Origin of the sequence: Actinoplanes sandaracinus (genome assembly GCF_030009775.1) — a bacterium.
Lineage (GTDB): Bacteria > Actinomycetota > Actinomycetes > Mycobacteriales > Micromonosporaceae > Actinoplanes > Actinoplanes sandaracinus.
In genome coordinates this window covers 70723-82357 of sequence record NZ_JASCTH010000033.1, presented here as the reverse complement: position 1 = coordinate 82357, position 11635 = coordinate 70723, and the positions used below count along the sequence as shown (strand labels likewise).

Here is an 11635-nt window from a genome sequence, read left to right as displayed (position 1 = left end):
CTGCCGAACCTGTGCGACCGTTGCCGCTCGCTAATCTAGCGGCATGTACATCAAGGAGATCGGGATCGCGGACGTCCGGGGGTTTCACGGCGCCCGTACGTTCGTGCTGGATCTCGGTCGGCCGGACGGTTCCCTGGCTGGATGGACGGTCATCGCCGGCCGGAACGGTTCAGGCAAGACCTCGTTGCTGCGGGCTGTGGCACTCGCGCTCGGCGGACAGGGCGTTGCCCACAATCTGGTAGCCGACTTCGCGTCCTGGATCTCTGCCGATGCACAGGCCGCCCATTCGTTCGTGCGTCTGGAGCTCGACCCGGAGGCCGACCGTTTCGACGGTGACTTCCAGCCCGACTCCGACACCTTCCGTGCCGGATTGGCCTGGTTCGGCAAACAGGCTGAGGCTGTGCACCGGCCGGACGACCAGCCGTTGCTCGTGCCGCTGCGGTTCGGAGCCGAGCGGGGCCAGCATGACCTCGAATCGCAGACAGCCAAGCATGGACCTTGGAGCAACAATCCTGTCGGCTGGTTCTGCGCGGCCTACGGCCCATTTCGGCGGCTCGCAGGCGGCTCGCCGGATGCTCACCGGCTCATGACGAGCCGGGCTCCCGCTGCTCGGATGGCCAGCCTCTTCCATGAGGACGCCTCGCTCGCCGAGGGCGTGAGCTGGCTGATCGAACAGCACCTTCGTGCGCTGGAGGGGCGTCCGGGTGCAGAGGATCTCAAGCGTGTCGCATTGGCGGTTCTCGGAAACGGGCTCCTGCCAGACGGTTACCAGGTGGAGAGGGTCGACTCCGAAGGGCTCTGGGTCGCGCGGGGCGAGCACAGGTTCGCACTGCGGGAGATGAGCGACGGATACCGTGTGGTCGTTGCGCTGGTGGTCGACCTTTTGAAACAGATCCACGATGCCTACGGAGGCCTCCGAGCCGAAGAGCGGGGTGGGTCGGTCATGATCAACGCGCCGGGTGTGGTTCTCATCGACGAGGTGGACGCGCACCTGCATGTGTCCTGGCAGAAGCGGATCGGGGGCTGGCTGAAGGAGCACTTCCCGCGAATCCAGTTCATCGTGACCACCCACAGCCCTTACATCTGCCAGGCCGCCGATGCGAACGGACTGATTCGCCTGCCGGGCCCTGACGAGGACGTGCCGCCTCGCATCGTGGACCGTGACCTCTACGAAAGAGTGGTCTACGGCAGTGGGGACGATGCCGTGATGTCGGAGTTGTTCGGGCTCGACACGCCGTACTCGGACGAGGCCGTGCGTCTACGCCGACAACTCGTTGCGTTGGAGACCGATGTACTCACGGGGCGAGCGAACGATGAAACGGTACGTCGCTACGAGGAGCTACGGGGGCGGCTGACCAGTTCGCCGACCGCGAGGGTTGAAGAACTCGCGGCACGGCTCGCTTCGGACGCGGAGTAGCCCAGCGGTGATCCCGATCGTCCGGAGAACATTGTCGTCCGAGGTCGCTGCCCGCATGACGGTGCTGACCGGAGAGGTTCAGCGGGAGCAACCGGGTAAACGGGCTGCGGCGGCCCGGGACATCTGGCATCGGAGAAGTACCAGAACCTACGTCATCACCCCGGTCCGCGCCGTCCTGAAAGAGATGGCGCCGGGCGCCGAGCGCTGCATGTACTGCGGTGACAACCAAGGTACCGACATCGACCACCATGAGCCGCTGGCGCGCAACCCGCTACGCACGTTCGACTGGTTGAATCACTTGCTGGCTTGTTCGCACTGCAACAGTCACCACAAGAGGGATCGCTATCCCGTCGACGAGCACGGCCTGCCGCTGCTGATCGACCCGTCAGCTGAGGACCCGTTCGAACATCTGATGTTGTCGCTGTCGGCGGGAGAATACGTGCCACTCACCGGTAAGGGCGGGCGGAGCATCGAGGTCTTCGGTCTGAACCGCCCGATCTTGGCTCGTGGCCGGGTGCAGGCGTACCAGGTGGTGGTGATGTGCCTTCGGCTGTGGCCGGACGCCGCAGCGGGCAAAGGCGCTTATCATCCTGAATCGCTGATAGGAATCATCCGTGAGCAGCCGTGCGCCGACGTCTGTCAGGCGATGTTGCGGCAGGTCGGCCTGCCCGGCGCGGCCGTGATCTTCAAGGACATTCCCGAGGTTGCCGAGATGCTCCGTGACGAGCGGGTGCGCGGGGAGTTGTTGATCTGACAGTGCTCCGGCGTGCGGGAGGCACGCCGGAGCGGCGGGCGTTGGTCAGGCGGCGGAGGCCAACGGGACTGCGGTCGGGACGCCGCGGAGGGTGGCGTCGGCGGTCTCGTCGTCGGGCTGTTCCTGGGCCGCCAGTTCGGCGATGATCCGGGACTCGTAGGCGTCGGCCTCGTGTTCCGCCTCGGCGCCGGTCCAGCCGAGGGCCGGAGCGATGAGTGCGGCGGCCGCGCGGGCGGCGGCGACACCGCGGTCGGCGGTCTCGAAGGCGATCCGGGTCCGGCGGGACAGCACGTCGTCGAGGTGCCGGGCGCCCTCGTGGGTGACCGAGTAGACGATCTCGGCCCGCAGGTGGCCGGGAGCGCCGTCGAGCGGGAGGCCCAGTGACGGGTCCGCGTCGATCAGGGCGAGCACCTCTTCGGCGAGGGTGCCGTACCTCTGGAGCAGGTGTTCGATGTGGGCGACGTGCAGGCCGGACCGGCGGGCCAGGGCGCCGCGGCGGTTCCAGGTGGCCCGGTAGCCTTCGGCGCCGAGCAGCGGCACCTGGTCGGTGCAGGACTGCGGCACCCGGGCGGCGAGTTCGCGGACGGCGGCGTCGACGGCGTCCTTGGCCATCACGCGGTAGGTGGTGTACTTGCCGCCGGCGACCACGATCATGCCGGGGACCGGGTTGCCGACCGCGTGCTCGCGGGACAGTTTCGCGGTGCTGGACGCCTCGGCCGACAGCAGCGGACGCAGGCCGGCATAGACGCCCTGCACGTCGTCCCTGGTCAGCGGGGTGGCGAGGGCCTTGTTGACCTCCTCGAGCAGGTAGTCGACGTCCCTGCCGCTCGCCGCCGGGTCGGACTTGTCGAGGTTCCATGGCGTGTCGGTGGTTCCGATGATCCAGTGCTGGTCCCAGGGGATCACGAAGAGCACGCTGGTAGCCGTACGCAGGATGATGCCGGTGTGGCCGGCGATCCGCATCCGCGGGACGACGATGTGGATTCCCTTGCTTGCGGTGATCTTGAATTCGCCGCGAACGCCTTCGAGCATGGCCTGGCTGTCGCCGGTCCACACGCCGGTCGCGTTGATCACCGTGCGGGCGCGGATCTCCATCTCGGCGCCGGTCTCGAGGTCGCGGGCCCGGACGCCGACGACCCGGTGGCCCTCACGCAGGAACCCGACGACCTCGGTACGGGAGGCGACGTGCGCGCCGTGCGCCATCGCCGTGCGTACCAGGAACATGGTGTGCCGGGCGTCGTCGACCTGGGCGTCGTAGTAGCGGATCGCGCCGACCAGGGTCTCCGGGCGCAGCGACGGGAACGCCTTGAGCGCCTCGACCCGGCTCAGGTGCCGGTGCACGGGCACCGCGGCCCCGCCGCCGGAGAGGGCGAGGATGTCGTAGAGGGCGACGCCGGCGCCGACATAGAGCCGTTCCCAGGCCCGGCGCTGCAGCGGGTAGAGGAACGGCACCGGGCGGACCAGGTGCGGGGCGAGTTTCTGGATCAGCAGGCCCCGTTCCCGCAGCGCCTCCCGGACCAGGCTGAAGTCGAGCATCTCCAGGTAGCGCAGGCCGCCGTGGATCAGCTTGCTGGACCGGCTGGAGGTGCCGCTGGCGAAGTCACGTGCTTCGAGCAGGCCGACGGAGAGCCCGCGGGTGGCGGCGTCGAGGGCCGAGCCGGCGCCCACCACTCCGGCGCCGATGACCAGCACGTCCAGTTCTTCGGCGGACGACATGGCTTCGAGAGCCTTCGTCCGGGACTGTGGCGAGATCACTCCGGTGTTCATGTTGGTCCTTCTCTCCAGAGAAAGTGTCAGCCGACGCTGACCCAGTCGAGGGTGCGGTCGATGGCCGCTCTCCAGCGGGTGATGCCTTCGGTGCGCCGGGCGGCCGTCCAGGACGGTTGCCAGCGCCGGTCCTCCTGCCGGTTGGCGCGCAGCTCGTCGAGCGACTTCCAGAAGCCGACCGCGAGCCCGGCCGCGTAGGCGGCGCCCAGCGCGGTGGTCTCGGCGACGGCGGGCCGGCTGACCGGCACGCCGAGGATGTCGGCCTGCAGCTGCATGCAGAGCGCGTTCGCGGTGACGCCGCCGTCGACCTGGAGGCAGTCGAGCGCGGTGCCGGAGTCCTGGGCCATCGCCTCGACCACGTCGCGGGTCTGATAGCAGATGGCCTCCAGCGCGGCCCGGGTGATGTGGGCCGCGGTGTGGAACCGGGAGAGCCCGACGATGGCGGCGCGGGCGTCCGGTCGCCAGTGCGGGGCAAACAGGCCGGAGAACGCGGGTACGAAGCAGACGCCGGCGCTGTCCTCCACCTGCCCGGCGAGGGTCTCGCTGTCGCCGGCGGTCTCCAGGACGCCGAGCTGGTCGCGCAGCCACTGGATGGCGGCGCCGCACGCGGCGATCGACCCTTCCAGGGCGAAGACCGGCGGCTCGTCGCCGAAGCGGTAGCCGACCGTGGTGATCAGGCCGTGGCTTGAGCGGACCGGGGTGGTGCCGGTGTTCATGAGCAGGAATCCGCCGGTGCCGTAGGTGCACTTGGCCTCGCCGGGTTCGAAGCAGGTCTGTCCGAAGAGTGCGGCCTGCTGGTCGCCGATGGCGGCGGCGATGGGCACGCCGGGCAGGACGGCTTCGGCGGTGCCGTAGACCTCGGCCGAGGACCGGATCTCCGGCAGCATGGCTCGCGGGATGCCGAAGACGGCCAGCAGTTCGTCGTCCCAGTCCAGGGTGGACAGGTTCATCAGCATGGTCCGGCTGGCGTTGGTCACGTCGGTCAGGTGCCGGCCACCGGTGAGATTCCAGATCAGCCAGGAGTCGATCGTCCCGAAGGCGATGTCGCCACGCTCGGCGCGGGAGCGGAGCCCGTCGACGTTGTCGAGCAGCCACTGGATCTTCGTGGCCGAGAAGTACGTGGCCGGCGGGAGCCCGGTCCGGTCCCTGATGAACTCCTCGTCGAGGGCGGCCACCAGATAGTCGGTGCGGGTGTCCTGCCAGACAATCGCCGGCGCTACCGGGACTCCGGTCGCCCGGTCCCACAGCACCACCGTCTCGCGCTGGTTGGTGATGCCGATCGCGGCCAGGTCGGACGGCGCGAGGCCGGTGTCGGCGAGCGCCACCGCGATGCTCTTGAGGGTGTTCTCCCAGATCTCCACGGGGTCGTGCTCGACCCAACCGGACCGCGGCTGGATCTGCCGGTGTTCCCGCTGGTGCCGGCCGATCTCGCGCCCCGAGCGGTCGAAGATCATGAACCGCGTGCTGGTGGTGCCTTGATCGAGAGCGCCGATGTAGTGCGCCACCTGACCTCCTTCAACCCCGGCTGGCCGTCACTGCTGTCGCGGGCTCCGGTGCAGCTGTGGTGAGAGCCGGCCGGGATGCCGAGCGGGACGTTAGGGATCAGAGCGGGGGTGCGGCAACGCGGTGCGTGCGACAATGTCGCACGTGCCCGGTCTGATTCAGTCCATCGAGCGGTCCTCGGCCGTGTTACGGCTGCTCGCGGGCGGGCCCGACCGGCTCCGCGTCAAGGAGATCGCGGACGCTCTGGGGCTGCCAAAATCGACCGCGCACAGCATCCTGCGCACCCTCGAACACGTCGGCTTCGTCGAGCAGGACCCGCGAACCGCCCGGTACGGGCTCGGCCGCGGGCTGCTCGACCTCTCCTCGGCCGGCATCGACGCCAACGAACTGCGCGGGCGGGCGCTCAACTGGGCCGACACGCTCGCCGGCCGCAGCGGCGAGGAGGTGCGGCTGGGCGTGCTCTCCGACGGCGAGGTCCTCGTCGTGCACCACGTCTTCCGGCCGGACGACTCCCTGCAGAACCTCGACACGGGGGTACGGCTGCCGCCGCACGCGACGGCGCTGGGTAAGGTCCTGCTCGCCTACCACGCGACGGCTGCCGAGTCGCTGGTGGCGGGCGGGCTCGACCCGTACACCAGAAGGACCGTGACCGACCGGCGCGAGCTCGCCCGGGCGCTCGCCGAGACCCGCGCCCGCGGCTGGGCTCTTTCGGTCGAGGAGTGGCGACCCGGCCTCGCCGCGATCGCCGCCCCGGTGCGCACCTCCGGTGGCCTGGTGGTCGGCGCGGTCGGGATAGCCGGGCCGGTGGAGCGGCTCACCGACACCCGCCGGCAGGCCCGGCCCGCCCTGGTCGATCAGGTGGTGGCGGTGGCTCGTTCGATCTCCCGGGAGGTTCAGGCATGAGTTACGTGCCGGCTGTCGACCAGGTACATCCTGTTCGACCGGCGGGCGACCGTGGTGTCGGTGGCGCGGGCCGAGCACCCGCGGTCCTATCCGCGGCGGATCCAGGATGGACACTCGGCGCCGGCCGCGGCGCGTTCTGGCGGCAGTAGTCGCCATTGCGCTGGTCACCCGGCTTTCCCGAGATAGGGATCACTGCCCGGCATCCACCGGAAAACGTCATGGTGAACGTCTCACTTCGGTCTCGCCAACGCCAGATTTCGCGCAAGCGTCTACAGTCGCCGTCATCACGCGCGCCTGCCCGGCTGCGCGGGAACACGACGAAGGGAGGGCTGTCATGGCGAAGACCAAGGAAGCCGTCAAGGTCAAGGACGCCAAGAAGGCCGTGAAGGTCGAAGTGGCCCCGGCCAAGGCGAAGAAGACCAAGAAGGCCGTCGCCGCGCCCGTCGTGGTCGAGGCCCCGAAGGCCACCAAGGTGAAGAAGGCCGACAAGACCGCGAAGGTCGAGAAGGCTGCCAAGGCCGTCAAGACCAAGGCCGTCAAGGCGGTCAAGGCCACCAAGAAGAAGTGATTCTCCCGGGCCGTCGCGCGAGAGCGCGGCGGCCCGGTCTTCAGGTCGCGTTCGTGAACAGTTCGCAGGTCATGTTGTAGTAGCGGTCAGTCTGTCCGAGATGGCGCATCCCGAGCCGCCGGCAGACCGCCTGGGAGGCCATGTTCTCCGGCCACGTCACCGCCAGCACCGGCGAGATCCCGGAGCGGGCGGCGTAAGCCATCACCGCGTTGGCCGCCTCGGTGGCATACCCCTTGCCCCAGGCGTCCGGGTGCAGATGCCAGCCGATCTCGGTCTCGCCGCTGGGGGCCAGTTGCTCGCCGGAGGCGAGCAGCGGAACCAGCAGCGCCGTGCCGAGCAGATGGCCGGTCGCGCGGTCCTGGATCGCCCAGATCGTGTGCACGTCGTCCTGCCGTGCCCGCCAGCGGCTGAGGGTGGCGACGGCGTCGTCGTGGCTGGTCAGCACGCGCGGCGCCGAGCCGAGAAAACGCGCCACTTCCCACCGCGAGTACATGTCGAAGAGGAAGTCGATGTCCTTCTCCTCCCACTCGCGCAGTAGGAGGCGGGGCGAGATCAATGACCGCATCGCCGCAGCGTAACCGGCGACACGAAAGAACGTAACTGGCCGTTAACAAGATCGCGGAGCAACCCGGAACCGATTGTGACGTTGGAAGAGCGTGCGCTTGGAGGAACTCGTCACAGGCATGGTCTACGGTCGGCACGTGCTTGAAGAGCCCGCCCCGTCGCCGCCGGAAGCCGATGACGCCGCCGCGGTCGTCGCGGCCGAGGCCGAGACCACCGGATTCACCGTCCGGCTGGACAATTTCACCGGCCCGTTCGACCTGCTGCTGCAGCTCATCGGCAAGCACAAGCTGGATGTCACCGAGATCGCGCTGCACCAGGTCACCGACGACTTCATCGCCTACATCCGGGCCATGGGCGACGACTGGGACCTCGGCGAGACGAGCGAGTTCCTGCTGGTCGCGGCCACCCTGCTGGACCTCAAGGCGGCCCGCCTGCTGCCCGCGGCCGAGGTCGAGGACGAGGAGGACCTCGCCCTGCTGGAGGCGCGCGACCTGCTCTTCACCCGCCTCCTGCAGTACAAGGCCTTCAAGGAGGCCGCCGCGCACATCGCCGACCTCGAGGGTGCCGGCGCGCGCCGCTGGCCGCGGCTGGTCTCCCTCGAGCCGCGGTATGCGGAGGCCCTCCCCGAACTCGTCCTCGGCATCGGCCCGGAACGGCTGCTGAAACTGGCGCTCCGGAGCTTCCTGCCCAAACCCGGTCCGCCGCAGGTCTCCATCGCCCACATCCACCAGGTCCGGGTCAGTGTCCGCGAGCACGCCACCCTGCTGCGCGACCGGTTGCGCCGGGCCGGCTCCGCCACCTTCAGCCTGCTCGTCGCCGACTGCGAGAACACCCTGGAAGTGGTGGCTCGCTTCCTGGCGCTGCTGGAGCTCTACCGCGAAGGGCTGATCGAGTTCGAGCAGCCGGTCTCACTGGACGAGCTGACCGTGCGGTGGATCGGCGGTGACGGCGACGTCGAACTGGACGTCGACGACTACGAGGGCAACAAACCGGCGGACGACGATGCCGGTTCGGACGATCCCGCGGCGCAGCGGCTTGACTCGCCGGGCCCAGATGGCGATCTTGGCACGGAGGACGACGAGGCCCCGGCCGGTGAGCCGGTGGCTGTGGAGGAGACATCGTGAGCAGCGAGGAGCGTCCCGAGTCGCTGGCCGCGCAGGCGGCCGCGTGGGTGCCGCCGTGGGACCGGCGCCGGGAACCGGACCGCGAGTTCCAGGCCTCGGCCGAGGACTCTGAGCCGCCGGTCGAGGAGTCTGAGCCGCTGGTCGAGGAACCAGAATCGCCGGTCGAGGAGCCCGAGTCGGCCGTTGAGCCGCCGGAGGCGCCGGTCGAGGAAGCTGAGCCGGCTCCGGTGGATGCGCCTGTCGAGCCGCCGGTGGAGGTCGCGCCCACCGAGGTCGAGCCCGAGCCTGAGCCCGAGATCACGCTGCCCGAGCCGGTCGAGGAGGCGATGGAGACGGAGCCCGGCCCGGCGCCGGCGTCCGACGCGCGGACCACGGTGCCGTCACAGCCCCGGCGGCCACGTGACAGCGTGGCGGCGGTTGTGGAGAGCGTCACCCGTACCCCCGCTCCGGTTCTGATGGACGACGCCGAGCTTGCCGCCGCCCTCGAATCGATCATGCTGGTGGTCGACGAACCGGTCGGCGAGTTGCAGTTGGCACAGGTCCTGGAGCAGCCGGCGGAGCGGGTCGCGCGGGCGCTGGAGGACGTCTCGGCGCGGTACACCGCGGCCGGGCACGGCATCGACCTGCGGCGGGTCGCCGGTGGGTGGCGGCTCTACACCCGCCCGGAGTACGCGGCGTACGTCGAACGGTTCGTCCTGGACGGCCAGTCGGTGCGGCTCACCCAGGCCGCACTGGAGACACTCGCCGTGGTCGCCTACAAGCAGCCGGTCACCAGATCCCGCATCTCGGCCATCCGCGGTGTGAACTGTGACGGAGTCATGCGTACGCTGGTCACTCGCGGCCTTATCGAGGAGTGCGGCACCGAGCCGGAAACCGGGGCATACCTGTACCGGACCACGCCGTTGTTCCTCGAGAAGCTCGGCCTCAACACGGTCGACCAGCTGCCGCCGCTAGCTCCGTTTTTGCCCGACGACGTGGAAGAAGTGCTCGATGCCTCAGGCTGACACCGCCGAACGCCTCCAGAAAGTCCTGGCGGCGGCCGGTGTTGGATCCCGGCGCGCCTGCGAAGATCTGATCTTCCGGCAGCGCGTCACCGTCAACGGCCGGATCGCCAAACTCGGCGACAAGGTCGACCCCGCCTCGGCGGAGATCCACGTCGACGGGCAGCGGGTGATCACCAACACCAAGCTCGTCTACGTGGCGCTGAACAAGCCACGTGGCGTCGTCTCCAGCCTCGACGACGACAAGGGCCGCACCGAGCTGGCCGACTTCCTCGGCGCCAACTTCGAGCAGCGGCTCTTCCACGTGGGCCGGCTCGACGCCGAGTCGGAGGGCCTGCTGCTGTTCACCAACGACGGCGGGCTGGCGCACAAGCTGATGCACCCGTCGTACGAGATCTCCAAGACCTACCTGGCCGAGGTGGTCGGGCCACTGCCGCGTACGGTGGGCCGGGCCCTGCAGGCCGGTGTCGAGCTGGAGGACGGCCCGGCGAAGGTCGACTCCTTCCGGCTGGTCGACGCGATCGGCAAGACCGCGCAGGTGGAGATCGTCCTGCACGAGGGCCGCAAGCACATCGTCCGCCGGATGATGGACGCGGTGGGGCACCCGGTGACCCGGCTGATCCGCACGGCGGTGGGCCCGATCCGTCTCGGCGACCTGCGGCCCGGCGGGTTCCGCCACCTGTCGGCGGCCGAGATCGCGGCGCTCTTCAAGGCCGTCGGCGACTGAGACGACCCCGGCCGCGCCGGGTGGCACGGCCTTTGGCCGCCCGGCCGCGTCAGTACTTGCGGTCGGGCAGGGCCTCGGCGGCGCTCTCGGCGTCGAAGACCGCTTTCTCGGACTCGATGCGCTTCTTCACACGGCCGCCGTGGAAAAGGTCGACGACGACCGTCATCAGTTGCTCGCCGATCTCCGGGCTGCACTCCACGACGTAGCTGAGTTTTCCGGCGAGCAGAGCCTCCAGGCCGTCTCTGGTGGCATCGACGGTGACGATCTTCGGGTCCGAGCCGGGTTTCCGGTTCGCTGCCTCGAGTGCCGTGACGGCGCCCAGTCCCATGTCGTCGTTCTGCGCGAAAACAGCGTCGATCTTCTTGTTCCGCTTCAGCAGTTTCCTCATGGCGTCCTCGCCGCCGTCGCGGGACCAGTTGCCGGTCTCCTCGTCGATGACCTTGAGGAGGCTGGTCTTGGACGCCGTGGCGGCGAAACCCTCGGCCCGCTGCTTGGTCGGCGTGGACCCGGTCGTGCCGAGGATCTCCACGACGTTCACCGGCCCGGCCGTCCCGGAGAAGGCGTTCGCCAGGTAGAGGGCGGCCAGATTGCCCTCGGAGGCGAACTCGGCGCCGATCGAGCTGGTCCAGAGCGAGGTGTCCTTCTCGTCGATGAGGCGGTCGGTCAGCACGACCGGGATCCGCGCGTCGCGGGCGCGCCGCAGCACCTCGCCCCAGCCGCTCTCGACGACGGGGGCGAACGAGATGACGTTCACCTTGGCGTCGATGAACGCGTGAACATCAGCGATCTGCTGTTCCGGTTTTCCGTCGGCGTTCTTGAAATTGAGGGTGATGCGGTTGCGCTCCGCCGACTTCTTGATCGACTCGGTGTTGGCGACGCGCCATCCGCTCTCCGCGCCGGCCTGGGAGAAGCCAAGGACGATCGGGCCTCGGGGGGCGTTGTCCAGATCGAAGCCCTCCACCTCGTCCTTCGCGCAGCCGGCCAGCACCGAGCCCACGCCCGCTGCGCCCAGTGTCACGAAAGAACGTCTGCGCATGGTGGAACTCCCCGCCGTCGGCTTGGATCATAATGATCAATTCCGGAACGGATGTTGACGATAACAATGCGGAGATCGTCAATCTACCCCGCGCATTGAATTGTCGGCCTTCACGGTGCGAGAGAGTTAAGTGCCGATTTATCGGTTGATCCGGGTATCGAGAGTGATTGCTATCCGCGTTCGGTGAACGAGAAACGCGGGGGGGGGGGGGGGGCCCCCCCCCCCCCCCCCCGCCGCCCAGTTGAAGCGAGCAAGGACACCCCGCCGGGGG

Annotated in this window: 11 protein-coding genes; 7 read left to right on the top strand and 4 right to left on the bottom strand. The window is 69.1% G+C overall.

The genetic code is table 11. The annotated features are described in order from the left end of the window. Positions 1 to 43 precede the first annotated feature (43 nt). The gene (locus tag QLQ12_RS38225; RefSeq protein WP_282765826.1) at positions 44 to 1417 is read left to right on the top strand and encodes an AAA family ATPase; all 1374 of its coding nucleotides are present in this window, start codon (positions 44 to 46) and stop codon (positions 1415 to 1417) included. 55 nt (positions 1418 to 1472) lie between these two features. Then, complete coding sequence (locus tag QLQ12_RS38220; RefSeq protein ID WP_282765825.1) at positions 1473 to 2171, top strand: HNH endonuclease family protein; 699 nt, start codon at positions 1473 to 1475, stop codon at positions 2169 to 2171. Between the two features lie 45 nt (positions 2172 to 2216). Here QLQ12_RS38220 and QLQ12_RS38215 read toward each other — a convergent pair whose 3' ends face one another. After that, a complete protein-coding gene (locus QLQ12_RS38215; protein WP_282765824.1) occupies positions 2217 to 3938 on the bottom strand; it encodes a glycerol-3-phosphate dehydrogenase/oxidase in 1722 nt (573 codons plus the stop codon). 26 nt (positions 3939 to 3964) lie between these two features. Next, the gene (gene glpK / locus QLQ12_RS38210; protein ID WP_282765823.1) at positions 3965 to 5443 is read right to left on the bottom strand and encodes a glycerol kinase GlpK; all 1479 of its coding nucleotides are present in this window, start codon (positions 5441 to 5443) and stop codon (positions 3965 to 3967) included. A 142-nt stretch (positions 5444 to 5585) separates the two neighbouring features. On the opposite strand from glpK, the gene QLQ12_RS38205 reads away from it, so the two are divergent. Together QLQ12_RS38205 and QLQ12_RS38200 are read left to right on the top strand one after the other, a co-directional pair. Next, complete coding sequence (locus tag QLQ12_RS38205) at positions 5586 to 6344, top strand: IclR family transcriptional regulator (protein ID WP_282765821.1); 759 nt, start codon at positions 5586 to 5588, stop codon at positions 6342 to 6344. 334 nt (positions 6345 to 6678) lie between these two features. Next, positions 6679 to 6912, top strand: a complete 234-nt coding sequence (locus QLQ12_RS38200) for a hypothetical protein (protein WP_282765820.1) — start codon at positions 6679 to 6681, stop codon at positions 6910 to 6912. Positions 6913 to 6952: 40 nt separating this feature from the next. On the opposite strand, the gene QLQ12_RS38195 is transcribed toward QLQ12_RS38200, so the two are convergent. Next, entirely contained in the window at positions 6953 to 7477 is a 525-nt protein-coding gene (locus QLQ12_RS38195; RefSeq protein ID WP_282765819.1) for a GNAT family N-acetyltransferase, read from the bottom strand. Between the two features lie 118 nt (positions 7478 to 7595). Between QLQ12_RS38195 and QLQ12_RS38190 the strand changes: the two genes are divergently transcribed. From QLQ12_RS38190 to QLQ12_RS38180, 3 genes are read left to right on the top strand one after another with little or no spacing between them, the layout of a single operon-like run. Next, the gene (locus tag QLQ12_RS38190) at positions 7596 to 8600 is read left to right on the top strand and encodes a segregation and condensation protein A (protein WP_282765858.1); all 1005 of its coding nucleotides are present in this window, start codon (positions 7596 to 7598) and stop codon (positions 8598 to 8600) included. After that, on the top strand, positions 8597 to 9604 hold the full coding sequence (gene scpB, locus QLQ12_RS38185) for an SMC-Scp complex subunit ScpB (RefSeq protein ID WP_282765818.1): 1008 nt from the start codon (positions 8597 to 8599) through the stop codon (positions 9602 to 9604). Before QLQ12_RS38190 ends, scpB begins: the two co-directional genes overlap by 4 nt. Further along, positions 9591 to 10328 carry a pseudouridine synthase gene (locus QLQ12_RS38180; RefSeq protein ID WP_282765816.1) on the top strand — a complete coding sequence of 246 codons (738 nt, stop codon included), beginning with the start codon at positions 9591 to 9593 and terminating at the stop codon, positions 10326 to 10328. Before scpB ends, QLQ12_RS38180 begins: the two co-directional genes overlap by 14 nt. 49 nt (positions 10329 to 10377) lie before the next feature. Here the strand turns inward: QLQ12_RS38180 and QLQ12_RS38175 are convergent, their stop codons facing one another. Then, positions 10378 to 11364 (bottom strand): ABC transporter substrate-binding protein, encoded by a 987-nt coding sequence (locus QLQ12_RS38175; RefSeq protein WP_282765815.1) that lies wholly within the window; start codon positions 11362 to 11364, stop codon positions 10378 to 10380. Between the last annotated feature and the right edge of the window lie 271 nt (positions 11365 to 11635).